Raw genomic sequence first — 25,272 nt, 5'->3', positions numbered from 1 at the left:
TCACACGACTGCCGACGCAGAAGGCCAGCGCTCTGGTCGAGCTGCTGCCGCACAACTGGGTATCCGCCGGCAAGGTGTAATGCCCGTTCGCTTACAGAGTATCGGCAACTCCTGATCTGTGAAACGAAGCAGACAGCACGAGACTATTGCGAGAGACAAGGCTTCGAGGTGGTAAGTGAATTCGGATGACGTCAAGCTCATCTTGGGCGATCGCCCAGAACCTCCGCAGCCTGGCGCTGCATAGGCTGCGATACGGTCCATACTTCCCCGACCCCGACCCCGACCCCGACCCGCTCGCCCGCCTTCACCGTGCGAGTGCGGGTCCATCTCGTTTAGCGTTTAGCACGCAATGCATTGAACATGCGATCTATACCAATATCTATCCCGCGGCCAGGACGCATGTTTCCCGGATGCAACTCTCCAGTCTCGTCAGGGACCGCAAACCAAAGCGAATAATCAGAAAGGATTTCCTTAAGCTCAGCTAGCGCAACCGGATCTTCAGGCAATGCGACAAGCATGTGCCCAACTACCCCATAGCTTTCGCGCGTTACGTTCACGACGTACTCGTAATTACTAAGCGCTTCTAGCAGTTGGGAGTAACCACCCGTGACCGGTCCGCGGGCGAGCTTGAACTGCGCTGTCCAATCCGCTGCGTAATCTTTGATTATCGGGTCTTGAGAGTCTTGCTCTTCTTCATCCCCAGGCTCGTACTTTACTACGTACGCTCCATCCGGAAGATCCAGGTGAGGGTGCTCAATTATTTCAGCGACGCTGCCAAGCGATCGAATCGACGTAACGATTTCATTCCCAGGCCCTTGGATAGATAAAACGAGTAAAGAAGCAGCAGCAAGCTGTTTCAGACAGCTTGCTAGCTCTTGCCGTGAAACAACCTTTTCCAAAGTTCGGTTCCTTCTCGATGTCTTAGAACAGTAGAGCAAACCGAAACCCTAATTCGCCACCCACCATTGCCGCACCCGATATGCGGAAGGAAGGAGACCCCTAGCTATTCCTAGCAGCTTTTCACCGAAAGGAGCCGTGTTATTGGCTGAGTCATTTTTGGTTCAAACCGACATTGTCGGGGCAAAATGGCAACGGACCCTAGCGGAACTCGGCTGGCTTCGATAAGTACTGAGCTAGCTGCTCCAGATCCTCTGCTCGCTCTGTATAAACTTGGAAAAGGCATTCGAGCGTCTTGCAGAGATTACGCGTGTGTTTAAGCCATTCAACCTGCTCCTTTTGCATAGCGGAACGGTCATCAACGCCGTCGCGTACCGTCTTGTACGCGTCAGCCGTGCGAACGTCGAGAGTTGCAAGCTCAGCATTTCCGCAGATCAAACCCTCTACTGCTGTAGCCGCCTTTTCGCAATCGAAGCTTGCTATGACCGGATCTAACGCGGCTGCTGCCGGAGCGTCTTGCTGGGGTGCCGGTGTAAGCACTGGCGCGGCAACGTTACCCATCGCAGCCCGGTCGATGTCAGTGAGTTTTCTAACAAAGCTCAGAGTCAACTGCGAGCCGTTTGCAAAAACCATTTTGCCATGACCAAACTGAACGGAGAGTGTCGCTAGCTCACCTGATGGTTCAAGGAGATTCACTGTCCCCTGCGACGAATTTACAGTGTGGATTGGCATTGCTCGTTTAGTGCCGCCTTGCTCCATGGCTAGAAAGCCACCATCGGCATAATCAAGGCGCAAAGGAGATTGCTGACGCGTAAGACCGGGCATGTAGACGCTATACACGCCAGCGACTTCTTGCTGAATATATTCCCTGCCTTCGTCTGCTTGGACGCACATTGATGCAACCAAAGCGGCTGTTATCGCGATAGCTTTGCACATAGCTTCTTCCTTGATGCTGGATACTGAATGCGGATTAGTCTAACTCCAAACGGTTCTGGCGTGGTGGCGATGGGCCTTAATCGCCTCCACTGCCCAAGCCGTGAATGACGGCACGACGCTTTGTCTGCAGCGTCTGGATCTAGTTTGCGCGGCATACTGGCGCCAGTAGTACGGGCGGCATCGCAGGCGTGTCGGTCCTGATGTCACGAAGAATTTGTAGCTTATGTTCTGATTGCCGGGCAGATTGACCTGCTCGGAGCCGACCAGAAAGCCAGCGAAGTCCGCACTTACTTCAATGTTCACACCTTAGGTTTTCTTAGGACCTTCTGCATTAGGAGTTTTTAGCAATTGTTAGGAACAGTTAATGTCGTCAGTCACCTATAGAAAGACGGACTAGGTGCTTCCGGACCTTGCCATCCATCTCGCTCAATGACAGTTCGTTGTCCACCGTCTCCCGCGTGCGTCGCTCTCGCTTCAGGCGCTCGCTCATCGTCGCAGCAGTAGCCGCAAGGCGTTCAAGGTGGCTAACCAGTTTTGCAGTGCCTCGCCAGTCTTCGTCGAACTCTGGGCTTAGCTCCCGCACACGCTCCAGTGCGGCATATGCTTGCAACCCGGCGGAGCAAGCGACTTGCAGGTCGCGCCGGTCTTGGTTGTAGCCGACGATTGTGACGCTAGCTTGCTCCGACACGCTGTTTACCAAACGGGTGAACTGTTCTCGCATGGCGTCAGCGACGGCGTTGGCAATGACGCCCTGGTTTGTTTCAGCAGCGTCAGCGATAGGGTCGTCAATTAGTCCGCAAAGGAAATCCAGCGGCACCACATATAACTTGGCGTAGGCCATAAGTACCGGCAGCGGCGGAACGCGCTCGCCGCTTTCGGCCAGCGATACTTGAGTTTGGCCTTGATAACCGAGGCGTTCAGCTACTGATCGAGCGTTCATCTTAGCTGCGAGCCGTGCGGCCTTCAGGCGCTTCCCGATGGTGCGGGCGAAGGTGTCGGTGTCGATCTTGGTGGCAGTGGTGGTGTTCATCGTGTCTCCAGGATTTCGGCGTCCGACCAGCGCATGAGCGCGCAGTCGAGGGCTTCGGAATAGGTCATTGCTTGGCCGACCATGTAGCCGATCGACTGGCCTGCTCGGGAGATCATCCAGGCGGTGCGCATCGGCTCGCTAGTGGCTTTTAGTTCTGGTGCTGGCATTGGCTCGCTTGCGGGCTGCTGGTGCTGGTGGTCGATGAGCGTGACTGCGCAAATCGGCGTGGCGGTGGCCTTGGCGGTTGGCGCAACGCCGAGGCTAGTTATCAGATCAAGCAAGGTGCCCATGTACGCTTGTCCTTTTTGCCTGTTTTTGCCTGTTTTTGCCGTGCCACAGGTGCCAAGCCCAGTAATCGCAAGGCATGTAGCGGTGGCACGGGTGATCTCCCTAGGTGCCAAAGGCGCCACAGGGGCGGCGGTGTGTGGCACTAGTGGCACGTGCCCGTTTTTGTGGTGCCACAGCTGAAAGCCTTGTGGCTCTAAGCCTTGGCACGCGTGGCACGTGTGGCGCGTTACAAAGAACAGCTCATGGTCAGCTTCCAGGCCATATGGGCGCAGGGTTGACCCAGTACAGCCAAGGGGTTGAGCCATCCGGTAGGCGCTTTTTGTGCTGGTGCTTACCGTGCGCGCGCTTGGCTATGGCTCCCACGCTATCCAGCGCACGCACCACGCGGGCCAGCTCAAAGCCCTTGGCGGCTTCCTCCAGACCGCTGCGGGTGAACAGGTACAAGCGCCCGCTGCCGGTGCTCTCCCAATAACCGGCACGGTCGCGTACCTCATCAGCGCCATGCTCGACGGATTGGAAACGGCTCCCGCCATGGCGATCTATGAAGTCGGCCAGTGCCTTGAGAATTTGGCCGTCCTCGCTTGGGCCTTCTCCTCGATCGGCCTGCCACAGCTTGAACAGCTCGACCATGCTGCGGGTGCCTTCGCCATTGCCCAGCGGCAGCAGATTCACGCCCACGGCCAGCTCCAGCGCCAGCGCAACGATGGCGAAGCGTTCCGCCACGCGGGCCTGCTGGCCGGTCGCTGCCGGGAAGTGCTTGCGGATCGATTCCAGCATCGTCGGCAACTTTTCCATATCGCCGCTGGCAACCAGCTTGCGCACGAACTCCGGCCCGGCGTGGCCGTAGTGCTGGGAACTGGCGCGCTTGAGGGCGTCGGACAGGCTGGCGCCATTCGGGTGGCCGTGCAGGCTGTCCCAGGCGCCGAACGTGCGGCCAGCCGATACCGTGACAAGCCGCACCTCTTGCCCGGCACGGGTACGCTTGCCGGCTTCAGCCATCTTGGTTTCAAGCGTCACCTCTCCGGACGACAACAGCATCACCCGCCAGCGGCGCACTCGGCGGGCAGCACTCGACCGCCCTGCGCGCTGCTTGCCGATGCCGTCCGCCACGCTGTACACCACGTCGCCCACATAGCGCGGATCGGCCTGCCCCAGCTCATCCAGCGCCAGCAGCCCATCATTACGAAGGGCGGCGATACCCTCCAAGCCATTGGCGGTGGCATTCCACTTCAGAGTGAAGTGCGCTCCATGTCCCCAGGCCGAAGAGGCACACAGCACAGCGGTGGTCTTGCCGTTGGAGCTATCCCATAGCAAATGAAAGCCTCCGCCTGCGTGAATGTTGAGTGGCACCAGCAGCGGGCCGGCAAGCGCGGTGCCGATGGCCAGTTGGAGGATGGGATTGCCCGGTAGCATGGCGGCTATGCTCTCGCGCCAGCCGTCCAGGGTGCCTGCCTTGCCATAGTCGCCATCGGCAGTTATCTCGGATTGGTGGATGGCGTCACCGGTGCCGATGTTCTCGACAGGGGTGATAAACAGCTCCGGGCCGTGCCAGCCGGTCGAAGTAGCGGCAGTAACGCGGCGCTGTGGACTCTGCTCGGCGATGTACTCCACCACGCGGGCGCGCTGGCGGTGGGCGATCTTCAGACCCATGCCGAACAGCACCCGGAGAATGTCAGCCGGATGCCCGGCCAGTAGGTCGCCTGGCATTGCCCAGGTCAGCCAACAATCGTCCAAGTTGCGAAAGCGCAGCAGGCGCCCGTAGTCGGCTTTTTTCGACTCGCTGCGCGTCACTGCTTCTACGTGCAGTGGGCCGCACAGCCACTCATCCACCGGCGTCAGGTTGCCATCGGCGTCGCGCTTGTTGCCGTGATGCCAGACACCGGCCTTCAGCTTCTTGCCGTCAACGGTGCTGGCGCAGTCGTAGACTCGGAAGCAAGGGCGCTTGAGCGATGCTGCGCTCGACTCGGGGATCAGCTCGACGATGTTGTTCAAAGGTTCGCCTCCCGCCACTGGCGCAGGTCGTTGAAGTCGGTCAAACCCAGGGGCTCGGCTCCACTCCACGGCGGGAACACGACGTCACAACCCAGCTCAATGGCGGCTTGCTCGGCAGCAGTGCGTCCAGGATTGCCATCGGTCTGACGATCATCGTCTCCAGCAATGATTAGCGGGTTGTTCGGGTAGGTCAGACGTAGGTAATTGCCAACCTCCAGTAGGTTGCCGGCGTTCATCGCACAAGCCGCTGCGGCACCCGTGTGTTCGCGGATCGTCGCGCCGGTCGCCCAGCCCTCGCAGACGTAGATGCGTTGCCCTTCCTCCAACTGCCCCAAGGCTGAGTAGCAGCCCTTTACTCGTCCGCCAGGCATGAATCGCTTGGCCCCGTCTGGGTAGATGCGTTGCAGGTTCACCAACTGGCGACCGAGGTACAGCGGCACCAGCAGCACGGCGCCTGACTGGCGAAGGTTGTGTGATTTGCAGCCCTTGCGGGCCAGGTAGGGATGATCTGCATCAACTGGCCCAGCCTCGAACCAAAGCAGCCGAGCGTCGGCAGCGGCCTCCTGCTGGCGCTTGAACCGATCGGCCTCGCGCTTGCGCTTGATCTGCTCCAAGCGCCGGCGCAGCTGCTCATCCTCGCGGTAATCGATGGCCTGCCGGCTGCTCCAGAGGGTCGATTGGTCCAGCTTCCAGCTACCGAAAACGCCCACCGGCAGGCCGTCCAAGTGAAGGGCGTACCAGCCGTTGCGGCTACCGGCTCGGTCGCCGGGAACATGGAAGCGGTGAATCTCACCGTCCGGGGTCGGCAGGAAGTCCAGCAGACCGAACGTTTCAGCCATTGCCTCGCGAAACAAAATCACAGGGTCAGTCATGGCGACGCCGCCCTGTGCTCAGCAGCTTTGCCCGCACGGCACCAGCATTGCCGACAAGCGACTCATTCGACGCCGGAGTCAGCAGCAGGTCATGCCGTTCGCTCGTTTTGTGGCGGGAAGGCAGTTTGGCTTTCACCAGGCCGAACGAATCCGCCACCACCTTCCGGCAGCGTTGAAAAATCGTCATTGGTTAAGCCTCTGGCGTGCTGGTGCGGTGCCGCTGGCGGCGTGTACCGCTGCGTCTTGGTCGCTCGAGCTCTATGCCGTCGATCACGGCATCAAGCACTGCTCTGGCGCTTTCGAGCGCGTAATGCGCCATCTTCGCGGTGTTGCCTTGAAGGGGCGTGTCATCGAGGACAGCTGAAAGCAATGCGGCGTCAACCATGGCCAGCAGATCAGAGGCGCCGCTTAAGGCGTCAACTGCCGCCACGTCAGGCGCGACGGCAAACAGATGGTCCGGCGCAATGCTGGCGGTGCAGTGAAAGGTAAACCCTTCGGTGGTCTTGGCCGGTTTCATTGCGCACCTCCTGTTAATTCCAGGGTGCGGGCGAGAATCATGGGCTCAGCGCGCAGAGCGGCGAACGCGCGGGCCCTCCAGGCTGCGGCATGGGTGGACGGATTGCGTGTGGTTTGCTTGGGTGACTGCGAGCTCTTGGCAGCGATAGGGAGCGAATAGGGGAGCGTCATACAGCGCCCTCCGGCCACAGAGTCAGTTGTAACCGGCCACGCCAATATGCGGCGCTCTGTTCAAGCGCGGGCTTACCCCAGCGCCAATGTGCAAGGCTAGCGCCGCCCTTACTTGCACCTTCACGAAGATCTGCCAGCGCTCGGGATGCCTGCTCCAGCTGCCGAACAATCGCCGGTTCGGCTTTAATCAGGCCGTCAATCTGGCGGTCACACCAGACGGCAAAGTCTGGCGACAGCCAGCGAGCAAAGGCGACGGCAAGCCTAGGATGAAGCCAAGTACCGCCGCCTCGATCCACTCGCGCCCGACTGGTTTTTACATGCGGGATTTTCCCGTATGTACGTTCGATGGCTTCGAGGTACGCGACCGTATCGGGGAGTCGTAGCCATTCGTTTGGCAGTTTGCCGAAACGTCCCGCCGCTTGAGTTGCGTTAATCCAGCCCGCCAAGTCGAAGCGCACCTGCTGGCCTTGGTAGTCGAGTGGAATTACATGCGTGCTCATGCGGCATCCCTCGCTTCGATTTTGCTGGCCAGCCAGGCGTTTACCTCCTCAACGACGTAATACGCGGCAGCCTGACGGGTGCCGCCGTCCTTGATCGGCTTTGGGAAGGTGGGGTCTTTCTTGCGAAGCTTGTCCAGGCCGGAGCGTGACAAGTCGAGCCAATCGCACAAGGCAGGCTGACGGATCAGGGCTTTAGCGGGGGTTGCCGTTTTCATATAGAAGCATCCGTATTGATTGGGATGCCCCTCATTATTCACATGGCCGCTAAAGTTTCTCCCTATTTAATTCGACCTCTTTTTTTGCAAGCAGGGTCAACCTGACGGGTAATGCCCTCTAGGCTCTTTTCGCTTAAGAACATGCCTGCTGCTTCAAAAACGGTACGGATAAACGCCGGCCTACCGCGCCCGCCGTCTGGCTTGTGCTCTAACCAAATCTCACAGGCGGTGCGCGCCAATGCGCGCTGATAATCTTTCTCTTTCGGGCCACACTTGCCGTCATGTGTTTGCTCATCTGCAAGCGCGATTTCTACGGCGCGCCGGATAGTCTCAGGTGCCAACACCTGCATTCCTGACGGTGCATATGGATCATCGCATGGTATCCACTTGGCTTCCGGTGTTGGCCCTATAGCGTTCTTGGCTGCCTCTATTGCCGCGTGGGTTCTGGTGTCGCAGTCTTCGATTGCCTTGGCTAGTCCGGCATCGTCCAGCTTTAGCATGGCCTTAAGTTGACGTTGGACATCTCGTGGCTCAACAGCTGTGCCTTCAGCCTCCTGCCGGTAAAGGCGAGCCATAGCCACGGCATTCAATAACTGCCAACGCATAGTATGTAGCCAGCGTTGGCGATTTCTCCGACCTTCCAACGTGGGCGTGTCGCTAATCACGCACTCGCTCAGCCGGCAAAGCGCACGAACCAGTACGGCGCTGGCCTCGTCGGGCATATCGACGTGAGACGGGAGCCTTGTCTGGTGCTTCCCACGCTTGAACCAGTTTACGCCGGCCATAATGACAATATCCTCATGCGCGCAGTTCCACTACGTTCGCGGCGTCGATACCTCGGTGTGCAAACTCATACGGCGTGATGTGAGACTCCCGGTTGGCATCAAGGTAATCAGCCCACCAGGTCATCATCAGCCGGCGTTCTTCCAGATGCTCGGCCTTGTGGATGTAGGCCGCGCGAACGCCGTTGCGTTCTTGGTGGCTCATCTGCCGCTCCACAGCGTCTCGACTCCACATACCGGACTCGACCAGGGCCGAGCAGGCCATAGTGCGAAAGCCGTGCCCGCAGACGTCCGCCTTGGTGTCATAGCCCATGCGTCGCAGCGACTTGTTGACGGTGTTCTCGGAGAGCGGCTTCCAGTGATGGTGATCGCCAGCGAAGACCAGATCGAACCGGCCAGTGAGCGGCTTGATCGCGTCTAGCGTGGCCAACGCCTGGCGACTTAGCGGGACCATGTGCGGCGTACCCATCTTCGAGCCACGATGGGAGTTCTTCACCCCTTCGATGGGCTTGCGCTCGCCTGGGATGATCCACATTGAACGGTCGAAATCGATTTCATCCCAGCGGGCGAACCGAAGCTCGCTTGAACGGATAAACACTTGTAGCGTCAGCAGAACGGCCAGGCGGGTCAAAGGCCGGCCTGTGTCCGCCTCGATGCGCCCAAGCAGTTCGGGCAGTCTTTGTAGGGGCAATGCTGGCCTATGCTTCGTCTTCGGTGTGGCGGTCCCGCCAAGCAGGTCGAGTGCGGGGTTATAGTCGATCATGTTGCGCTGGACGCCGGTTCGCATGATGCCGACGACGCGTTGACGCAGACGCCCGGCAAGATCCAGGGCGCCGCGTTTCTCCACCAGTTTCAGCGCGGCCAGTAGATCGTTGGTCTTCAGTTCGGCGATGGGTCGATGGCCAAGCAAAGGGAATAGATCGGCCTCAGACTCGTTCATCACACGGGCGGCATGGCCCTTCGACCACTTGCCAGCCATGCTTGCGTGCCACTCCAAGGCGACAGCCTTGAAGGTGTTGCAGGACGACTGCGCAGCCTCGTTGCGTTTCTGGCGTTCGTACTCGATAGGGTCTGTGTTCTTAGCCAACAGCTCTAGCGCCTCGGCTCGCTTGCCCCTGGCTGACTTCAACCCGGTCGCCGGATAGCTGCCGAAGGTTGCAAGCCCCTCCCTACCGTCCGGACGCTTGAATTTGAAGCGCCAGACCTTGGTCCCGTTCATCTTCACCAGCAGGAACAACCCGCTGCCGTCGAACAGCTTGTAGTCCTTATCGCGTGGGCGCGCGGCGTCGCATTTGGAGTCTGTAAGGGGTGTGGCCGTGCGCGCCATAGGGGTACGCTCCTTTATCGAACCGGAATACCCCTAAACGTACCCTTAAAGAACGGGAATGTATAGATGCATCCACATGTCCCCAGATACAACAAAGCCGGCTGCAGAGGCCGGCTTTACTGGGTTTCAGGTTCATACGGGAACGTCTGAAATCATGCTCATGGTGCCCGGAGCGGGAATCGAACCCGCATACCCTTTCGGATGAGGGATTTTAAGTCCCTTGCGTCTACCAGTTTCGCCATCCGGGCGGGACGGTGATGCGCGATCACAATCGCGGCGCAGGACTATAACGAGGCTCTGGTCGAGGCGCAACCCGAACGGCACAACGGCGCGTCTATATAGGGCCTAGCGGGCATGGACCAATAGCTCAACGTCGTCGATTCAATGCCGACGGCGAATACCGACGATCAGCCAGAACACCAGTCCGAGTATTGGAAAGATAGCTATGCCCAGCGCCCATAATGCTTTCGCCCCTACGCTTCGATCACTTTTGAATACACTGATGATTGCTAACAGATCCAGCACGATAACGATGCCGGCAAGCGCAATTGCGAGGTAGCTCATTGCATCTGACATAGACGTCCCCTAAACAGACTCTCTATGTTTCAGTCACCGCCCGAGCCGCTACAGTTCCGAGTTAGAGCGGATGCGTTTCGCCAATGACGCTAATCAGATAAGGCGAAAGTTTGGCGTGCTACAAATTGAGCGCATAAAAAAACCGCAAGCTTTCGCCTGCGGTTTCTTTATTACTGGAGGCCGATGTCGGAATCGAACCGGCGTACACGGATTTGCAATCCGCTGCATAACCACTCTGCCAACCGGCCTCAAAACGATAACGCCGCATACAGCGGCGTCATCGTCAACAAACTGGAGCGGGAAACGAGACTCGAACTCGCGACCCCGACCTTGGCAAGGTCGTGCTCTACCAACTGAGCTATTCCCGCATCGTCTTGGTGACGGGCGCCATTTTATAGTTTCAGGACGCCCCGTCAAGCCCTTGATTAAAAAAGTTTTTATTTCTTTTCCGTAGGGCTGAGATGGGGCCAGGCGGCCATCAGGTAATTCACCATCGACCACAGCGTCAGGCCCGCGGCGACTATTAGCAACGCATACCCCAATCCAACCCAGACGGTCGTCAGCGGAGGATTGGCGAGCAGGATGATGAGCGCCACCATTTGTGCTGCTGTCTTCCACTTGCCCAGATTGGACACCGCCACCTGCGCTCGAGCGCCCAGTTCTGCCATCCATTCGCGCAGCGCTGAAATCACGATCTCCCGGCCGATGATGATCGCGGCCGGCAAGGTCAGCCAAAGGTTCGAATGTTCCTCGACCAGCAGAACCAGGGCCACGGCAACCATCAGCTTGTCCGCGACCGGATCAAGAAAAGCGCCGAAGGGCGTGCTCTGTTGAAGTTTACGAGCGAGGTATCCGTCCAGCCAGTCAGTGACGGCGGCGATGGCGAAAACGGCGCTTGCGGCCAGATAACTCCACTTAAAAGGCAAATAGAACAACAGGATGATGATCGGTATCAGCAGTACGCGTAGCACGGTGAGAATGTTTGGGATGTTCATCGATACCACTGGTCCGCGGATTTAGGAGGGGATTCTACTCACTGTGCAGAGCGGCATAAATCGACTCGGCAAGCTTTTTACTGATACTTGGAGCCTTGGCGATTTCGTCAAGGCTCGCACGACTGAGTTCTTGAAGACCACCGAAGTGCTTGAGCAGTTCTCGGCGGCGTTTCGGTCCGATGCCAGGCACACCTTCCAAAGTCGAGGTTGTACGCGCTTTTCCCCTCCGCGCTCTATGACCGGTGATTGCGAAACGGTGGGCTTCGTCGCGCACCTGCTGGATCAGATGGAGCGCAGGTGAGTCGCCCGGCAATGTAAATTCATGTGCTGCATCGTTCAGGTACAGCGTCTCGAGACCCGGCTTGCGGGTAACGCCCTTCGCCACGCCCAACAAAATCAAGTCAGGCACTGCCAGCTCCTGTAGCACTTCGCGAGCCATGTTCATCTGGCCCTTACCGCCGTCCACCAGCAGGATGTCGGGCAGCTTGCCCTCCCCCTCGGCTGCTTTCTTAAAGCGGCGCGAGAGCGCCTGGTGCATCGCCGCATAATCGTCACCAGCAGTGACGCCTTCGATGTTGTAGCGCCGGTAGTCGGACTTCAGTGGCCCTTCCGGGCCGAAAACCACACAGGATGCGACGGTTGCTTCGCCACTGGAGTGGCTGATGTCGAAACATTCCAGCCGGCTCGGCTGCTCATCCATATCCAACGCCTCAGCAAGTGCCTGGAACCGTGCAGCCAGATGCTGACGGCTCGCCAGTCTCACGCCGAGCGCTTGTTCGGCGTTGGTTAGCGCCAGCTGTTGCCAACGCGCCCGAGTACCGCGAACTCGATAGGTGATGATCAACTCGACGTCACGCAGCTCAGAAACCGCGCTAATCAGGGTTTCGAAGTCTTCATGTATCGCATTGACAATCAGCTCGGAGGGCAGATCGCGCTCCATGGAGCTGAGGTAATACTGTTCCAGGAACGCCTGGAGCACGTCGCTGACGCTTTCTTCGATGGCAACCTGAGGAAAGAAATTCTTGCTGCCAAGTACTCGACCGCTGCGCACGCTGATTAGATGAACGCAGGCGCCACCCGGGCTCACCACGGCGGAGACGATATCAACGTTGCCGCTGCCACCCTCCATGCTCTGCTGGTCCTGGACGCGTCGCAGGATGCCAATCTGGTCCCGTATCTCCGCGGCACGCTCGAAATTAAGCTCCATAGCGGCCTTTTCCATGTTCTTGGAAAGCTCCTCCGCCAGGGCATTGCTGCGCCCTTCCAGAAACATGACCGAATGACGAACGTCTTCAGCATATTCATCCGCGTCAACGAGGTTTACGCATGGAGCCTTGCAACGCTTGATCTGATACTGCAGGCATGGGCGGGTGCGATTTCGGTAATAGCTGTCTTCACACTGGCGTACGAAGAAAGCTTTCTGCAACAAACTCAGGCTTTCACGAATCGCGCCGGCGCTGGGATACGGGCCGAAATAACGGCCGATCTCTTTCTTGGCGCCTCGGTGGATGCTGAGCCGAGGAAAATCGCCACTTGAAAGAAACACATAGGGATACGACTTATCGTCGCGTAGCAGGATGTTGTATGGCGGCCGCCATTGCTTGATGAGCGTTTGCTCGAGCAGCAGCGCTTCTGTTTCGTTGGCAGTGATCGTTGTTTCGACCTGGGCGATCCTGGCAACGAGCGCGGCCGTTTTCGGCGCTTGCCCGACTTTCCGGAAATAACTGGCCAGGCGCTTCTTGAGATTCTTCGCTTTCCCGACATAGAGCAGCTTGGCTTCGGCGTCGAACATCCGGTAGACACCGGGACGTCCACTGCAAGAAGCAAGGAACGCTGAGGAATCAAAGCCGCTCATCAATTGATGGTGTCGACCATGCCGTGTCGGACAGCCAGCAACGCCAGCTCGACATCACTGGTGATCGAAAGCTTTTCGTAGATGCGATAGCGATAGGTATTGACAGTTTTGGGCGACAAACAGAGTTTGTCGGAAATAGCCTGGACCTTCTGACAGTTCGCGATCATCAGCGCGATCTGGATCTCCCGTTCGGACAGCAGGTCGAAAGGAGAACCGTTAACCTTGGGCTGAAAGGACTTCAGTGCGAGTTGCTGGGCGATCTGGGGGCTAATGTAGCGCTGGCCGGCAAAAACCATCCGGATTGCCTGAATCATTTCATCCAGTGCGGCACCTTTGGTCAGGTAGCCGGCTGCACCGGCCTGGAGCAGTCGTGTAGGAAAAGGATCTTCTTCGCAGATCGTGACCGCAATGACCTTGAGGTCCGGGTGGCTACGCAGCAGCTTACGCGTCGCCTCGAGGCCGCCGATGCCTGGCATCTTTACGTCCATCAACACAACGTCCGGCTTGAGGTCGCGGGACTTCTTGATCGCCACCTCACCGGATTCCGCCTGACCTACCACTTGCAGGCCGTCGATATCGGCAAGCATGCGGGAAATGCCTGTGCGTACCAGATCGTGGTCATCGACCACAAGCACCCTAATCAAGCAGACACCTCATTCTGTACAAATCTGAAGCTGGCTGACTGCTCGCTTCGTAAGCGGCGAACTTTAACAAAAAATTTGCTGCCTTACCCAGACCATACATCGCAGAGTGGCATAGCGCCATTATCGATCCACCTAACGCCGGACATCAAGGTGAACGTGTGCCGGTGGACCGAAGTCTGTCTTATTGATCGAAACCTTATCAATAGGCGATATCGCTCTTGATTAGCAGCTTAGTCGCAGCCTTCGTTTTGGCGTCCGTTCATGTGTTTGCTGGACGTCTGCGTCAGCTCAACCGTCTTCCTCGCAGCCGCTGGCTCTCCATGGCTGGCGGGGTTTCGGTAGCTTACGTGTTCGTTCATCTGCTGCCGGAGCTGGCTCGTGGCCAGGAAGTGCTGGGCGGAAGCGACTGGTGGTTGCTCAGTTATCTTGAGCATCATGTCTGGCTGTTGGCGTTGCTTGGGTTGGCCACCTTCTATGGCGTCGAGCGTCTGATCAAGGTGCATCGCCGTCGTCTCCCTGCTGACCAGGAGCCCCATGCCGGTGTGTTCTGGCTACACATTGGCGCGTTTGCGGTATACAACGGGCTGATCGGTTACCTGTTGATTCACGGTGAGAACAGTAGCCTGACGACACTGATGCTCTATTGCGTCGCGATGAGTCTGCATTTCCTGGTCAACGACTTCGCCCTTCAGAGTGACCACAAGGGTTTATTCAGGCGTCGCGGTCGCTGGCTCCTCGCTGCGATGCCGCTTGCCGGCTGGACGCTGGGCCTTGCTACCGAGATTTCGGAGCTCGCCGTTTCGGCACTGACGGCATTCGTAGGTGGATCGATCATACTGAACGTTCTGAAAGAGGAACTACCCGAAGAGCGCGACAGCCGCTTCAGTGCCTTTCTACTCGGCTCGGTCGGCTATTCGGTCCTGCTGCTCAGCGTTCAGGGCAGCTAGCTGTGGCGCGACAAGACTCAGACCGGCCCGCACGACCCGCGAGGTAAGGCGGGAGAACGCGTGCATTAACCATGAGCAACTCCTCAGTTCAGCGAGCGTTCAGCAATCGCTCGATTTCCCCTGGTGTCAGCACCCTCCCCATCGACACCACTTTATCGTCAACGGCCAGGGCTGGAGTCGACATAACCCCGTGAGCGGCTATCTCCGCGATATCGGTGACCTTGACGACCTGTGCTTCGATACCGAGGTTGCTGACGGCTTGTTGAGTATTTTCGGTGAGTGCAACGCACTTCTTACAGCCGGTACCAAGGATCTTGATGATCATGGAATGATTCCTGAGTGGGTCAGAGGAGCAGGTAACTGAAGCTGTTGAAGAGATAGCCGATTAGCATGATTCCGACTATCACAATGCCAAAAAAAAGTGCCAGCAGCGGCGCCTTCACGACCTTTTTTAGCATGATAAGGGACGGTAGGGAGAGCGCAGTAACCGCCATCATGAACGCGAGCACAGTGCCAATACCGACACCTTTTCCGACCAGCGCCTCTGCAATAGGCAGGGTGCCAAAAATGTCGGCGTACATCGGCACACCGACGAGCGCGGCCAGCGGCACCGACCACCAGTGGTCCTGCCCTATTGCGGCAGTGATCACGTCTTCTGGAATCCAGTTGTGTATCGCCGCGCCAACGCCGACGCCAAGCAGTACGTAAAGCCAGACTCTTTGGGCGATTTCGCTGACCTGATCGCGTGCATAGGCGAGTCGATCTCGCAGTGTCAGTTGCTCTGCCGGAAGCTCGAGAACCTTGTGCTGGGTTACGAAGGCTTCGACGTACTGCTCCATCTGCGCCTTACCAATCAGCGTCCCGCCAACTACCGCCAGGATGATGCCGACCACTACGTAAGCCAGCGCGATGGACCAATTGAACACGCTTGCCAACAGGATCATCGAGGCCAGATCCACCAGCGGCGAAGAAATGAGAAAGGAGAAGGTCACGGCCAGCGGCAGCCCGGAACTGGTAAAGCCGATGAACAACGGGATCGACGAGCAGGAGCAAAAAGGCGTGACCGTCCCAAGCAATGCCCCTGTGAGGTTTGCCTTATAACCACGCATGCCGCCGAGAATCCGCCGGGTGCGTTCCGGTGGAAAGTAACTTTGTATCCACGAAATCAGGAAGATCAAAGCTGACAGCAGAATGAAAATCTTGATTACGTCATATATGAAGAAGTGCAGGCTGCCACCTAGGCGGCTAGCCAAGTCCAGTCCGAACACTTCCTCGACCAGCAAACGCACCAGATAGGAAAGCCAGTCCATGCGTAACAGCTGGTCATTGAGCCACTTGAAAGCGTCCACGTGCTTCTCCTATCAGCCTTGCGGCAGCGCCCGTTCATACCAGCTTCGGCTTTTGTTGACGGTACGAACCAGCCAAAGCATCACCGGCACCTCGATGAGCACACCGACGACCGTCGCCAAGGCAGCTCCCGAATTGAAACCGTATAGAACAATGGCGACCGCCACCGCGAGCTCGAAAAAATTCGACGCGCCGATCATGGCGGACGGCCCCGCAATGTCATGCCGCACTTTCAGCTGTCGGTTGAGCCAGTAACCCAATGCGGCAATTACGAGCGTTTGCAGCAGGATCGGCACCGCCAGCATGGCGATCACCAGTGGTTGTTCGACAATTGCTTCGCCCTGGAAAGAGAACAGCAGCACCAGCGTCGCCAGCAGGGCCATGATCGAGAACGGCTGAATGCGTGCCAAGGCTTCGTGAAACCTGTCTTCACCCCCTCTGCGAAGGCGGCTGCGAATGAGCTGAGCGATCGTCAGCGGAATGACGATGTACATCACGACAGAAAGGATCAGCGTGTCCCATGGCACAGGAATCGAGGAGACGCCCAGCAGCAACGCCACGATGGGCGCAAAGGCGAACACCATTATCAGGTCGTTGACTGCCACTTGCGTAAGGGTGAAGTTGGCGTTGCCGTTACACAGGTTGCTCCAGACAAACACCATGGCCGTGCAGGGCGCCGCACCGAGCAGAATTAGCCCGGCAACGTAGCTATCGATCTGGTCTGCCGGCAGCCAGTCGGCGAAGACATGCCGCAGAAAAAACCATGCAAGAAACGCCATGGTGAACGGCTTGATTGCCCAATTCACGAGCAAGGTCACACCCATTCCAGCGCGGTGCTCAAAGACTTCATGGAGTGCACTGAAGTCGATCTTCATCAACATCGGGATGATCATCACCCAGATCAGCACCCCAACCGGGATGTTCACTTTGGCCAGCTCCATCGCGCCAATAGTCTGTGAGGCCTCCGGGGCCAATAAACCAATAAGCGTCCCAGCGATGATGCAGAGAAAGACCCAAAGGGTTAGGTAGCGCTCGAAGAAACCGATCGGCGCACCTGCAGCCTTTTTTCCTATGGTTTCGCATTGAGTAGACATCAAGCTCCTCGTACCTCAACTTACGGAGGGTTCTAAAGCACTGGCGTGGGTGACGGCTCCGCCAGCATCTGGTCAATCTGCTCGACGGTGGCTCGCGCATAGCGAGTCACCCCTATCAATGTCGCTGACGCGGGCCCTGTCCAGTCGCCATACCCCATTAGCCACAGGTTGGGCTGCTTCACTGATCGGGTTCCGTCTACCTCAACTCTGCCATCCGGTTCGATGACGCCCAGGCCGTCGAGGTGGGCTAACGCGGGTTTGAAACCGGTGCACCAAACTACCGCATCGATCTGCTCGTAATGCCCGTCATCCCATTCGACCCCGCTTGCCGTAAAGCGAGCAAACGGTCGCTGCGCTGCTAACACGCCCCGTGCGCGGGCATCTATGACGGGCTCGACCATGACGATCTCACCAAACCCGCCGGTTGGATCCTCAACGCTGCGACCTTCTTGCTGCGCTCTCCAACGTTCGGTGGCGCGCTCGAACAGAACGCGCCCATCAACGTCATCAGGCAGGAATGCGGGCTCCTGCTGGGTAATCCATATCGTCTCGGCTACGAGCGATAGTTCGGCGAGAATCTGCGCGCCGGAATTGCCGCCTCCGACCACCATTACCCGCTTACCCGCAAACGGCTCTGCATTCACATAATGGGCAGAGTGTATCTGCAGCCCCTGATACAGCTCTCGGCCCGCATATTCCGGCACAACAGGCTGGCGCCAGGTGCCGGTCGCGCTGACCAGCGCTCGGCAACGCCACGTTCGATCCGCAGCGCGCACCTCGAGCTGATCACCGACCCTGGTAACTGATCTGACATGAGCCGGGCGCACGATAGGAAATTGGTACCGCTGTTCATAGCGCGACAAATAGTCGATCACGTTGTCGCGGGTCGGTGTATCCGTCTGCGGGCTCGGCATCTGCCAGCCCGCAATCGAGCTCCAGGCCGCAGGCGAGAACAGTCTTAGCGACGACCAGCCATGCAGCCAGGCACCGCCAGCCCGCTTCTGGTCGTCCAGGATCAAGAACGATCGGTTCGTGCGGCGCAGGAAGTACGCTGTTGCCAAAGCTGACTGCCCGCCTCCGATCAGGATTACGTCAGGATCAGCCGCTTCAGCGCGGTCATCAGTCAGTACGTTCACCTCAATATATCTCACTTCGCGGATACGGCATTCCTTTGCAGGAGCTCAGTCAGCATGACGCTCGCTCAGCAGATTTATCTGAGCATATTCGCTTTACAGCATATACGCGGAACAATATATTCGCCTTTTCCTGGCTGGGGAATGCTCCATGTCAATCACCTCGCTCAAACCGTGAAATTCATGATCGAACATCTAACGCCAGACACGGTTTTCAAATGCCTCTCCGACGAAACCCGAGCGCGCATGACCTTGCTCATCGCAAGCGAGGGTGAATTGTGTGTTTGTGAGCTGACTACTGCGCTCGAGGAAAGCCAGCCGAAGGTTTCGAGGCACCTATCCCAACTGAGAAGCTGCGCGATTCTTGAGGATCGACGCCAAGGCCAGTGGGTGTACTACCGCTTGCACCCGCATCTGCCCGATTGGGTACACGATGTGCTGCAAGTCATTCTGAATGCCAATAAACGATGGTTGAGCCCCGACGCTGAGCGCCTTGAACGCATGCGCGATCGGCCTGGCCGAGCGACAGCCTGTGGCTGAGTCAGCGGTAGCGCGCGCATTGGACGACACGCTGTCGATCATCGAAGCACGGATCGCGGCGTTGCTCGCCCTCCTCCCCTCGACCGGTTTGATGCAAGCGCTCTCAAAGATGACTTGGCGCGTATCGGCACCCTGATGCGAGAACACACATGAACGACAATCTGCCCAATATCGATTCCGAGCGCCTCGACCTGCCCAGCCTGGAAAAGCTCGGCCTGCCGAACGATCTGGAACACAAGCCACGCATCCTGTTGCTGTATGGCTCGAACCGTGAACGCTCATTCAGCCGCTTGATGAGCCAAGAGGCTGCGCGCCTGCTGGAGGCAATGAGTTGCGAGACACGGATTTTCGACCCCTCCGGCCTGCCACTGCCTGACGACGCCCCGGAGTCTCACCCGAAGGTCCAGGAGCTTCGCGACCTGGTTATCTGGTCCGAAGGTCAGGTGTGGTGCTCGCCGGAACGTCACGGGGCGATGAGCGCGGTGTTCAAGGCGCAGATAGATTGGGTGCCGCTTAGCATGGGGGCGGTCCGCCCGACACAGGGCAAGACGCTCGCGCTGATGCAGGTCTGTGGTGGCTCGCAATCCTTCAACGCGGTGAATCAGATGCGCGTGTTAGGCCGCTGGATGCGCATGGTCACGATCCCCAACCAGTCATCGGTACCCAAAGCGTTTCTGGAGTTCGACGACGCCGGTCGAATGAAACCGTCGGCGTATTACGACCGGGTCGTAGACGTGATGGAGGAACTGGTCAAGTTCACGCTGTTGGTGCGTGGCCGCGGCGGCTACCTTGTCGATCGCTACTCGGAGCGCAAGGAATCGGCCGAAGCTCTGTCAGCGCGTGTCAACCAACGCTCGATTTGAAGCCAGGAAGGTCAACCATGCCGCATGCCAATGAGGTTCTCGGTATTCAGGAGCGCACAGCTCGCTTGAATTTCGCACCATGCCTCAGGGCTCGTGGCACCAGGCTAAACGAGGTCCATGTTTGGCTGGCTCGCACAATGTGGCGACTGATCTGATGCTGAAGACCTTTGGCTTGTTCGCCATCACGGCACTCGCCGAGATCGTCGGCTGCTATCTGCCCTACCTGTGGCTTCGTCAAGGCAAAAGCGCCTGGCTGCTGGTACCTGCTGCGGCATCACTGGTGCTGTTTGCCTGGCTGTTATCGCTGCACCCGACAGCCGCAGGACGCGTGTATGCCGCCTATGGCGGCGTTTACATCGGCGCTGCAATCGTCTGGCTGTGGATCGTCGATGGCATCAGGCCTACCGGCTGGGATCTGCTGGGTTCGGCCATCGCCCTGCTAGGCATGGCCATCATCATGTTCGCGCCTCGCGGCGCCTGACTTAGGGGAATCAACCATGACAATCAAAGTTGGTATCAACGGCTTCGGCCGGATTGGACGTCTGGCACTGCGCGCAGCCTGGGATTGGCCAGAGCTGGAGTTCGTCCAGATCAACGATCCCGCCGGCGACGCAGCCACCCACGCCCACCTGCTGAACTTCGACTCGGTGCACGGCCGCTGGCAGCACGAAGCGAGCAGTGACGGCGACTGCGTTGTCGTCGATGGCAAGCGCGTCCGAGTCACTGCAAACAAGGCCATTGCAGATACCGACTGGTCCGGCTGCGATCTGGTAATCGAAGCCAGTGGCAAGATGAAGACTGTGGCCGTGCTTCAGGGCTATCTGGACCAGGGGGTCAAGCGTGTTGTGGTCAGCGCGCCGGTCAAGGAAGCCGGGGCACTCAATATCGTCATGGGGGTTAATGACGCGCTGTACGATCCGGCACAGCACCGGATCGTTACCGCGGCCTCCTGCACCACCAATTGCCTTGCACCGGTGGTCAAGGTCATCCATGAACACCTCGGCATCCGCCATGGTTCGATCACAACCATCCACGACCTGACCAATACCCAGAGCATCCTCGATCAGCCACACAAAGATCTGCGCCGCGCCCGAGCCTCGGGCATGAGCCTGATCCCGACTACTACCGGTTCGGCGACGGCGATTGCGGAGATATTCCCCGAGCTGCGCGGCAAGCTCAACGGCCATGCGGTGCGGGTCCCGCTGGCTAACGCCTCACTGACCGACTGCGTTTTCGAAGTCGAGCGAGCCACCTCTGTCGATGAGGTCAATCAGCTTCTGAGCGCCGCGGCCAGCGACGGTCCGCTCAAGGGCATTCTCGGTTACGAAGAGCGCCCACTGGTCTCAATCGATTACCGCACCGATCCACGCTCGTCGATCATCGATGCCCTGTCGACCATGGTCGTCAACGGCACGCAGGTGAAGCTCTACGCCTGGTACGACAACGAGTGGGGTTACGCCAACCGCACCGTGGAACTGGCACGCAAGGTGGGCCTGGCCGATTGACCCGAACGCAGGGCGCTGGGGTTCCAGCGGCCTTGCGCTCATTCCACAACGCAACGGGACTCCATCATGCACGCCCTCTCCCGCCTCGCACCGGAGGTTCGCCAGTATCTGCTGGTGACCGGTAATTATTGGGCTTTCACCCTGACCGACGGCGCGCTGCGCATGTTGGTCGTGTTGCATTTTCACGCGCTCGGCTACACACCGTTGCAAATCGCGGCCCTGTTTCTCTTCTACGAAGTGTTCGGTGTCATTACCAATCTGGTCGGCGGCTACCTGGGGGCAAGGCTTGGGCTCAATCGCACCATGAACATCGGCCTGGCCATGCAAGTCGTGGCGTTGCTGATGCTCACCGTGCCCGCCACATGGCTGACGATTCCGTGGGTGATGGGTGCGCAAGCGCTGTCAGGCATCGCCAAGGACCTGAACAAGATGAGCGCCAAGAGCTCAATCAAACTCCTGGTGCCAGAGGGCCAGCAAGGCACACTGTACCGGTGGGTGGCCGTCCTGACCGGATCGAAGAATGCACTCAAAGGTGTTGGCTTTTTCCTCGGCGGCGCCCTGCTTGCGGCTATCGGCTTCCGCGGGGCTTTGCTGATCATGGCCGCTGCGCTGTCGCTGATCTGGGTTTCCAGTCTTGTGCTGCTGAAAAAAGACCTGGGCAAGGCCAAGGCGAAACCGAAGTTTCGCGAATTGCTTTCCAAGAGCCGGGCCATAAATGTTCTGTCAGCAGCCAGGCTGTTCCTGTTCGGCGCGCGCGATGTCTGGTTCGTGGTGGCGCTGCCGGTCTATCTGTCTGCCGTATTTGGCTGGGATTTCTGGCAGGTAGGCGGCTTTCTCGCGCTATGGGTGATCGGATACGGCATCGTCCAGTCGCTTGCTCCGGCTATCACGGGCAAGAGCCGTGGTGAGGTGCCGGACGGCCGCTCTGCGTTTGTTTGGGCGTTGCTGTTGGCGGGCCTGCCGGCAGTAATAGCGTTAGGGCTGGGTACGGAGTGGTCGCCCCAGACGGTACTGCTTGGGGGCCTACTGCTGTTTGGCGCGATCTTCGCCATAAACTCGTCGCTGCACAGCTATCTCATCGTGTCCTATGCCAAGGCCGACGGCGTGTCGTTGGACGTCGGCTTCTATTACATGTCCAACGCGCTGGGCCGGCTGGTCGGCACCCTGCTGTCCGGTTGGGTGTACCAAGCGTATGGGCTTGAGGCCTGCTTATGGGTATCGAGCGCTTTCGTGCTGCTGGCCGCATTGATATCGATGGGCCTGCCCCGTCGTCATCAGGCAGCCCCGCAAGACAGTTGAGCGCAGCCTGTTCCGCTTCCTGCAGCTGGTTTAGGTGCGTGCGGGGCCGTCGCTGAGCAAGTGACTCAGAACTGATCGCAGCTTCCCGGCCTTGACGGGTTTGTTCAGCACCGGGACACCAAACCCTTGCAGCTGGCGGCGACATTGGTCACTGCGATCGGCCGTCACCATGACCGCTGGGATTGCCTGCGCAAAGTGTTGCCTCAACGCAGTGACTACATCCCATCCCGTTACACCCTGATCGAGGTGGTAGTCGGCGAGAATCACCTCCGGCGGCGATCCGCCGAGCACGGCTAGCGCCGCTTCTAGGTCAGTGGCTGTCAATACCTCGCAACCCCACTGCCCCAGCAACGCGGCCATGCTGTGCAGGATGCTCAGCTCGTTATCCAGGACCAGCAAGCGGCGGCCCGGTAACGGGTTGCCAAGTACCGGCATCAGCATTGGCGCTTCGGCAGGCGTCTGCTCAGGCAGATCCGCCAGCGGTACATCGATGCTGAACACAGAGCCTCGCCCCAACTGCGAACGCACCTGAATCGGATAAGACAGCATTGAGGCAATACGATCGACGATCGCCAGGCCGAGCCCGACCCCGGCGCGTTCGGTGGCGCGCTGCACACCCAGCTGATTGAACTCGAGGAAGATCGACTGCATCTGATCCGACTCGATGCCTCGACCCGTGTCCCATACCTCGATACGTAGGTGTTCGCCGCGTTTGCGCGCGCCTAGCAGCACTCGGCCTTGATCGGTGTAGCGGCAGGCGTTGCTGAGAAAGTTGCGCAAAATGCGCGTCAGCAGTCGGAAATCGCTGCTTAGCGCATACGCTGGGATGTAATGATCGAAGCCAAGGCCTGCGGCTTCGGCAACTGACTGGAATTCGGACACGAGGGGCAACAACACTTCGTCGAGGCGATAAACCTCGATGTCGGGCTTGATCGCCTGTTGATCCAGTTTGGAGATGTCCAGCAAATCAGTCAGCAAGTCTTCGGCGCCCTCGAGCGCCTGATGTGCTCGCTCCACCAGGTTCGCTTCAGCATCCGGTAAGCCGCGCTCACGCAATGTCGAGATCAAAAGGCGCGCCGCATTGAGCGGCTGCAACAGGTCATGGCTGGCAGCGGCCAGGTATTTGTCCTTGCTGTGGTTGGCTTGCTCGGCCGCGTCTCGGGCCTTGCGCAGCTCGCAGGTGCGCTCGGCGACCCGGTGTTCCAACTGTTCGTTGAGCTGTAGCAAGCGCATCTGCGCCAGCTTGCGCTCGGTGATGTCGGCAACGAAGCCTTCAACCAGGCCATCTTCTTCCGGCTTGAGCAGCAGGTTCATCATGACGTCGATGGGACTGCCGTCCTTGCGCCGCAGACGGGTCTCATATCCGAACAAGCCTTGCTGGGTAGTCAGGGTACGCCGAATCTGCCGAAGCTCGTCTTCGCCACCAATGAACAGGTGATGTGACAGGTCGGTCAGGCGCCACAACGTTTCGTCTGGGCTTTCGTAACCAAGCATCCTTGCCAGCGCCGGATTGGCTGCGCGAATACCTTCCTGCAGGCTTGCCTGGAAAATGCCGTGTACGGCGTGTTCGAACAGCCATTTGTATCGGTTGCGCTCGGCCTCCAGCTCTTCAAGGCGAGCGATCAGTTCTGGGTAGTGGCTTTTGCGGGCCGAATGAGTGCCTAACCCGAGCAGCCCGGCAAGGGCATCGTCCTGTTCAGAGTGCTTCGGCATAGACCACTTCGACGTCGCGCTGGGTCGACGAACGGGGGTTGGTCAGGATGCAAGGGTCTTGCATTGCGTGCTGCGAGAGGAACGGGATGTCGGAGAGATTCACCCCGTGTAAGCCGAGCGTTTCGTTGAAGCCAATGGCCTGCTTGAGGCTGATCAGATGTTGCATGAGTCGTTCACGAATCTGCCGATGGCTCAACCCGCGGCTGTCTATGCCCAGGGTTTCCGCCACCACCTTGAAGCGATCCGGCGCCGAATCGTAGTTGAACGCCACGACATGTTCGACTAATACCGCATTGCATAGGCCATGCGGCAAATCCAGATATCCGCCAAGGCTGTGAGACATCGCATGCACTGCGCCGAGAATCGCATTGGAGAAGGCCAGGCCGGCCTGCATGCTGCCGAGCATGATCTTTTCGCGCAGTTGAATATCGGTCGGATTGGCGATCATTTCCACCAGATGGCCGTTGATCAGCCGCATCGCTTCCAAGGCGTGAGGATCGGTCAGCGGGCCATGGCCCGTCGAAACAAAGGCCTCGATGGCATGTACCAGCGCGTCAATACCCGTACAGGCAGACAGGAACGGATCCATGCTTAGGGTGGTTTCCGGATCGATCAGCGAGACGTCCGGTACGGCGCCCTTGCTGACGATGGAGAACTTCATCCGTTCGGACTGGTTGGAAATGATCACGAACTGCGACACATCGGCCGATGTGCCGGCAGTCGTTGGGATCAAGATCAGCGGCGGGCTGGGCACCCGTAACGTATCGACACCCTCGAACTCAACGATATTGCGACCGTGGGCCACCGCGATGCCGATGCCCTTGGCGCAATCCATCGGGCTCCCGCCACCGACCGCTACGATGACGTTACAACCTTCGCTGCCATACACCTCGGCGCCGAGCATCACTTCCTCGGAACGAGGATTGGCCGAGACCTGAGTAAACAAGTGAAACTCGATGCCCTGTCGTGCCAGGCTCGCCTGGACATCGCCGACCCATCCGGCAGCGACAACCCCCGGATCGGACACTAGCAGCACCTTGCGCGCGCCAAAATTCTTCGCATAGTTGCCGGCGCTATGCCGACAGCCTGCACCAAACACGATCTCGGGCGAGACAAACTTACGGTGCAGGCTCAGATTAGGGCTCATACGGCGGCCTCTGGTTATTATTTGTTACTTTCGGCAAGCCTACTGCTTTCCCGCACCAAAGCAATCAAACAAAAGGCGCATGTCTCGA

The 25,272-nt window shown here is 58.6% G+C and carries 27 protein-coding genes and 3 tRNA genes; 6 read left to right on the top strand and 24 right to left on the bottom strand.

From position 1 onward, the window contains the following. Window positions 1-332: 332 nt before the first annotated feature. The 18 genes from ACQKIK_RS16510 to gacA all read right to left on the bottom strand — a co-directional run bounded on the left by ACQKIK_RS16510 (window position 333) and on the right by gacA (window position 13,596). A complete protein-coding gene (locus tag ACQKIK_RS16510; protein ID WP_499136728.1) occupies window positions 333-899 on the bottom strand; it encodes a hypothetical protein in 567 nt (188 codons plus the stop codon). A gap of 199 nt (window positions 900-1,098) precedes the next feature. Then, a complete protein-coding gene (locus tag ACQKIK_RS16505) occupies window positions 1,099-1,833 on the bottom strand; it encodes a lysozyme inhibitor LprI family protein (protein ID WP_499136727.1) in 735 nt (244 codons plus the stop codon). Between the two features lie 370 nt (window positions 1,834-2,203). Beyond that, entirely contained in the window at window positions 2,204-2,863 is a 660-nt protein-coding gene (locus ACQKIK_RS16500) for a helix-turn-helix domain-containing protein (RefSeq protein ID WP_499136726.1), read from the bottom strand. After that, on the bottom strand, window positions 2,860-3,153 hold the full coding sequence (locus ACQKIK_RS16495) for a hypothetical protein (protein WP_499136725.1): 294 nt from the start codon (window positions 3,151-3,153) through the stop codon (window positions 2,860-2,862). The genes ACQKIK_RS16500 and ACQKIK_RS16495 overlap by 4 nt, the downstream gene beginning before the upstream one ends. A gap of 244 nt (window positions 3,154-3,397) precedes the next feature. Continuing rightward, window positions 3,398-5,143, bottom strand: a complete 1,746-nt coding sequence (locus ACQKIK_RS16490; protein ID WP_499136724.1) for a DUF927 domain-containing protein — start codon at window positions 5,141-5,143, stop codon at window positions 3,398-3,400. Further along, the gene (locus tag ACQKIK_RS16485) at window positions 5,140-6,015 is read right to left on the bottom strand and encodes a toprim domain-containing protein (protein ID WP_499136722.1); all 876 of its coding nucleotides are present in this window, start codon (window positions 6,013-6,015) and stop codon (window positions 5,140-5,142) included. The genes ACQKIK_RS16490 and ACQKIK_RS16485 overlap by 4 nt, the downstream gene beginning before the upstream one ends. Before the next feature lie 190 nt (window positions 6,016-6,205). Beyond that, the gene (locus ACQKIK_RS16480) at window positions 6,206-6,532 is read right to left on the bottom strand and encodes a DUF3077 domain-containing protein (protein WP_499136721.1); all 327 of its coding nucleotides are present in this window, start codon (window positions 6,530-6,532) and stop codon (window positions 6,206-6,208) included. Window positions 6,533-6,698: 166 nt separating this feature from the next. Continuing rightward, a complete protein-coding gene (locus tag ACQKIK_RS16475) occupies window positions 6,699-7,202 on the bottom strand; it encodes a KilA-N domain-containing protein (RefSeq protein WP_499136719.1) in 504 nt (167 codons plus the stop codon). Further along, window positions 7,199-7,417: a helix-turn-helix transcriptional regulator gene (locus ACQKIK_RS16470; protein ID WP_499136718.1), complete on the bottom strand. Its 219-nt coding sequence runs from the start codon at window positions 7,415-7,417 to the stop codon at window positions 7,199-7,201. Before ACQKIK_RS16470 ends, ACQKIK_RS16475 begins: the two co-directional genes overlap by 4 nt. A 62-nt stretch (window positions 7,418-7,479) precedes the next feature. Beyond that, window positions 7,480-8,022 carry a hypothetical protein gene (locus ACQKIK_RS16465; RefSeq protein ID WP_499136717.1) on the bottom strand — a complete coding sequence of 181 codons (543 nt, stop codon included), beginning with the start codon at window positions 8,020-8,022 and terminating at the stop codon, window positions 7,480-7,482. A gap of 193 nt (window positions 8,023-8,215) precedes the next feature. Further along, window positions 8,216-9,526: a tyrosine-type recombinase/integrase gene (locus ACQKIK_RS16460; RefSeq protein ID WP_499136715.1), complete on the bottom strand. Its 1,311-nt coding sequence runs from the start codon at window positions 9,524-9,526 to the stop codon at window positions 8,216-8,218. A 161-nt stretch (window positions 9,527-9,687) separates the two neighbouring features. Next, window positions 9,688-9,774 (bottom strand) — tRNA-Leu (locus tag ACQKIK_RS16455). Window positions 9,775-9,907: 133 nt separating this feature from the next. Beyond that, window positions 9,908-10,102: a PLDc N-terminal domain-containing protein gene (locus ACQKIK_RS16450; RefSeq protein ID WP_064482293.1), complete on the bottom strand. Its 195-nt coding sequence runs from the start codon at window positions 10,100-10,102 to the stop codon at window positions 9,908-9,910. Window positions 10,103-10,276: 174 nt separating this feature from the next. Then, window positions 10,277-10,350: transfer RNA gene (locus tag ACQKIK_RS16445), tRNA-Cys, on the bottom strand. 44 nt (window positions 10,351-10,394) lie between these two features. Then, a tRNA-Gly gene (locus ACQKIK_RS16440) sits at window positions 10,395-10,470 on the bottom strand. Between the two features lie 69 nt (window positions 10,471-10,539). Further along, the gene (gene pgsA / locus ACQKIK_RS16435; RefSeq protein ID WP_045427251.1) at window positions 10,540-11,097 is read right to left on the bottom strand and encodes a CDP-diacylglycerol--glycerol-3-phosphate 3-phosphatidyltransferase; all 558 of its coding nucleotides are present in this window, start codon (window positions 11,095-11,097) and stop codon (window positions 10,540-10,542) included. Between the two features lie 34 nt (window positions 11,098-11,131). Further along, window positions 11,132-12,952: an excinuclease ABC subunit UvrC gene (gene uvrC, locus ACQKIK_RS16430; RefSeq protein WP_499136714.1), complete on the bottom strand. Its 1,821-nt coding sequence runs from the start codon at window positions 12,950-12,952 to the stop codon at window positions 11,132-11,134. Beyond that, on the bottom strand, window positions 12,952-13,596 hold the full coding sequence (gacA, locus tag ACQKIK_RS16425; RefSeq protein ID WP_045427245.1) for a response regulator transcription factor GacA: 645 nt from the start codon (window positions 13,594-13,596) through the stop codon (window positions 12,952-12,954). The genes uvrC and gacA overlap by 1 nt, the downstream gene beginning before the upstream one ends. 221 nt (window positions 13,597-13,817) lie before the next feature. On the opposite strand from gacA, the gene ACQKIK_RS16420 reads away from it, so the two are divergent. Further along, complete coding sequence (locus ACQKIK_RS16420) at window positions 13,818-14,543, top strand: hypothetical protein (protein WP_045431825.1); 726 nt, start codon at window positions 13,818-13,820, stop codon at window positions 14,541-14,543. A gap of 88 nt (window positions 14,544-14,631) precedes the next feature. Here the strand turns inward: ACQKIK_RS16420 and ACQKIK_RS16415 are convergent, their stop codons facing one another. The 4 genes from ACQKIK_RS16415 to ACQKIK_RS16400 are packed head-to-tail and all read right to left on the bottom strand — an operon-like array spanning window position 14,632 to window position 18,111. Further along, window positions 14,632-14,868, bottom strand: coding sequence for a thioredoxin family protein (locus ACQKIK_RS16415; protein WP_045427242.1), 237 nt, complete (start codon window positions 14,866-14,868; stop codon window positions 14,632-14,634). A gap of 19 nt (window positions 14,869-14,887) precedes the next feature. Beyond that, window positions 14,888-15,892, bottom strand: a complete 1,005-nt coding sequence (locus tag ACQKIK_RS16410) for a permease (RefSeq protein ID WP_499136712.1) — start codon at window positions 15,890-15,892, stop codon at window positions 14,888-14,890. 12 nt (window positions 15,893-15,904) lie between these two features. Further along, window positions 15,905-16,984, bottom strand: a complete 1,080-nt coding sequence (gene arsB, locus ACQKIK_RS16405) for an ACR3 family arsenite efflux transporter (RefSeq protein WP_499136711.1) — start codon at window positions 16,982-16,984, stop codon at window positions 15,905-15,907. Between the two features lie 32 nt (window positions 16,985-17,016). Further along, the gene (locus tag ACQKIK_RS16400; protein WP_499136742.1) at window positions 17,017-18,111 is read right to left on the bottom strand and encodes an ArsO family NAD(P)H-dependent flavin-containing monooxygenase; all 1,095 of its coding nucleotides are present in this window, start codon (window positions 18,109-18,111) and stop codon (window positions 17,017-17,019) included. 189 nt (window positions 18,112-18,300) lie between these two features. Here ACQKIK_RS16400 and ACQKIK_RS16395 point away from each other — a divergent pair, with 189 nt between their 5' ends. The 5 genes from ACQKIK_RS16395 to arsJ all read left to right on the top strand — a co-directional run bounded on the left by ACQKIK_RS16395 (window position 18,301) and on the right by arsJ (window position 22,324). Continuing rightward, on the top strand, window positions 18,301-18,657 hold the full coding sequence (locus tag ACQKIK_RS16395) for a metalloregulator ArsR/SmtB family transcription factor (RefSeq protein WP_081262973.1): 357 nt from the start codon (window positions 18,301-18,303) through the stop codon (window positions 18,655-18,657). Between the two features lie 149 nt (window positions 18,658-18,806). Continuing rightward, on the top strand, window positions 18,807-19,520 hold the full coding sequence (arsH, locus tag ACQKIK_RS16390) for an arsenical resistance protein ArsH (RefSeq protein WP_499136710.1): 714 nt from the start codon (window positions 18,807-18,809) through the stop codon (window positions 19,518-19,520). 154 nt (window positions 19,521-19,674) lie between these two features. Further along, the gene (locus ACQKIK_RS16385; protein ID WP_045431817.1) at window positions 19,675-20,001 is read left to right on the top strand and encodes a YnfA family protein; all 327 of its coding nucleotides are present in this window, start codon (window positions 19,675-19,677) and stop codon (window positions 19,999-20,001) included. 16 nt (window positions 20,002-20,017) lie between these two features. After that, window positions 20,018-21,025, top strand: coding sequence for an ArsJ-associated glyceraldehyde-3-phosphate dehydrogenase (locus ACQKIK_RS16380; RefSeq protein WP_046161312.1), 1,008 nt, complete (start codon window positions 20,018-20,020; stop codon window positions 21,023-21,025). A 66-nt stretch (window positions 21,026-21,091) separates the two neighbouring features. Beyond that, on the top strand, window positions 21,092-22,324 hold the full coding sequence (gene arsJ, locus ACQKIK_RS16375) for an organoarsenical effux MFS transporter ArsJ (protein WP_499136709.1): 1,233 nt from the start codon (window positions 21,092-21,094) through the stop codon (window positions 22,322-22,324). A 30-nt stretch (window positions 22,325-22,354) separates the two neighbouring features. Here arsJ and ACQKIK_RS16370 read toward each other — a convergent pair whose 3' ends face one another. Together ACQKIK_RS16370 and ercA are read right to left on the bottom strand one after the other, a co-directional pair. Beyond that, entirely contained in the window at window positions 22,355-24,037 is a 1,683-nt protein-coding gene (locus ACQKIK_RS16370) for a PAS domain-containing hybrid sensor histidine kinase/response regulator (RefSeq protein ID WP_499136708.1), read from the bottom strand. Then, the gene (ercA, locus tag ACQKIK_RS16365) at window positions 24,021-25,184 is read right to left on the bottom strand and encodes an alcohol dehydrogenase-like regulatory protein ErcA (protein WP_241528315.1); all 1,164 of its coding nucleotides are present in this window, start codon (window positions 25,182-25,184) and stop codon (window positions 24,021-24,023) included. The genes ACQKIK_RS16370 and ercA overlap by 17 nt, the downstream gene beginning before the upstream one ends. Window positions 25,185-25,272: the final 88 nt, after the last annotated feature.

The sequence above is a fragment of the Pseudomonas sp. NPDC047961 genome (genome assembly GCF_050272435.1).
Lineage (GTDB): Bacteria > Pseudomonadota > Gammaproteobacteria > Pseudomonadales > Pseudomonadaceae > Stutzerimonas.
This window is presented reverse-complemented; position numbering and strand designations above follow the sequence as displayed.

What these genes read in the sequence shown, in the direction of transcription:
- pgsA (WP_045427251.1), bottom strand. Translation starts at nt 11,097, where the DNA reads ATGAACATCCCAAACATTCTCACCGTGCTACGCGTACTGCTGATACCG.
- ACQKIK_RS16480 (WP_499136721.1), bottom strand. Translation starts at nt 6,532, where the DNA reads ATGAAACCGGCCAAGACCACCGAAGGGTTTACCTTTCACTGCACCGCC.
- ACQKIK_RS16395 (WP_081262973.1), top strand. Translation starts at nt 18,301, where the DNA reads ATGATCGAACATCTAACGCCAGACACGGTTTTCAAATGCCTCTCCGAC.
- ACQKIK_RS16505 (WP_499136727.1), bottom strand. Translation starts at nt 1,833, where the DNA reads ATGTGCAAAGCTATCGCGATAACAGCCGCTTTGGTTGCATCAATGTGC.
- ACQKIK_RS16500 (WP_499136726.1), bottom strand. Translation starts at nt 2,863, where the DNA reads ATGAACACCACCACTGCCACCAAGATCGACACCGACACCTTCGCCCGC.
- ACQKIK_RS16450 (WP_064482293.1), bottom strand. Translation starts at nt 10,102, where the DNA reads ATGTCAGATGCAATGAGCTACCTCGCAATTGCGCTTGCCGGCATCGTT.
- ACQKIK_RS16470 (WP_499136718.1), bottom strand. Translation starts at nt 7,417, where the DNA reads ATGAAAACGGCAACCCCCGCTAAAGCCCTGATCCGTCAGCCTGCCTTG.
- ACQKIK_RS16415 (WP_045427242.1), bottom strand. Translation starts at nt 14,868, where the DNA reads ATGATCATCAAGATCCTTGGTACCGGCTGTAAGAAGTGCGTTGCACTC.
- uvrC (WP_499136714.1), bottom strand. Translation starts at nt 12,952, where the DNA reads ATGAGCGGCTTTGATTCCTCAGCGTTCCTTGCTTCTTGCAGTGGACGT.
- arsJ (WP_499136709.1), top strand. Translation starts at nt 21,092, where the DNA reads ATGCACGCCCTCTCCCGCCTCGCACCGGAGGTTCGCCAGTATCTGCTG.
- ACQKIK_RS16380 (WP_046161312.1), top strand. Translation starts at nt 20,018, where the DNA reads ATGACAATCAAAGTTGGTATCAACGGCTTCGGCCGGATTGGACGTCTG.
- ACQKIK_RS16485 (WP_499136722.1), bottom strand. Translation starts at nt 6,015, where the DNA reads ATGACTGACCCTGTGATTTTGTTTCGCGAGGCAATGGCTGAAACGTTC.
- ercA (WP_241528315.1), bottom strand. Translation starts at nt 25,184, where the DNA reads ATGAGCCCTAATCTGAGCCTGCACCGTAAGTTTGTCTCGCCCGAGATC.
- arsH (WP_499136710.1), top strand. Translation starts at nt 18,807, where the DNA reads ATGAACGACAATCTGCCCAATATCGATTCCGAGCGCCTCGACCTGCCC.
- ACQKIK_RS16460 (WP_499136715.1), bottom strand. Translation starts at nt 9,526, where the DNA reads ATGGCGCGCACGGCCACACCCCTTACAGACTCCAAATGCGACGCCGCG.
- ACQKIK_RS16495 (WP_499136725.1), bottom strand. Translation starts at nt 3,153, where the DNA reads ATGGGCACCTTGCTTGATCTGATAACTAGCCTCGGCGTTGCGCCAACC.
- ACQKIK_RS16370 (WP_499136708.1), bottom strand. Translation starts at nt 24,037, where the DNA reads ATGCCGAAGCACTCTGAACAGGACGATGCCCTTGCCGGGCTGCTCGGG.
- arsB (WP_499136711.1), bottom strand. Translation starts at nt 16,984, where the DNA reads ATGTCTACTCAATGCGAAACCATAGGAAAAAAGGCTGCAGGTGCGCCG.
- ACQKIK_RS16475 (WP_499136719.1), bottom strand. Translation starts at nt 7,202, where the DNA reads ATGAGCACGCATGTAATTCCACTCGACTACCAAGGCCAGCAGGTGCGC.
- ACQKIK_RS16385 (WP_045431817.1), top strand. Translation starts at nt 19,675, where the DNA reads ATGCTGAAGACCTTTGGCTTGTTCGCCATCACGGCACTCGCCGAGATC.
- ACQKIK_RS16465 (WP_499136717.1), bottom strand. Translation starts at nt 8,022, where the DNA reads ATGCGTTGGCAGTTATTGAATGCCGTGGCTATGGCTCGCCTTTACCGG.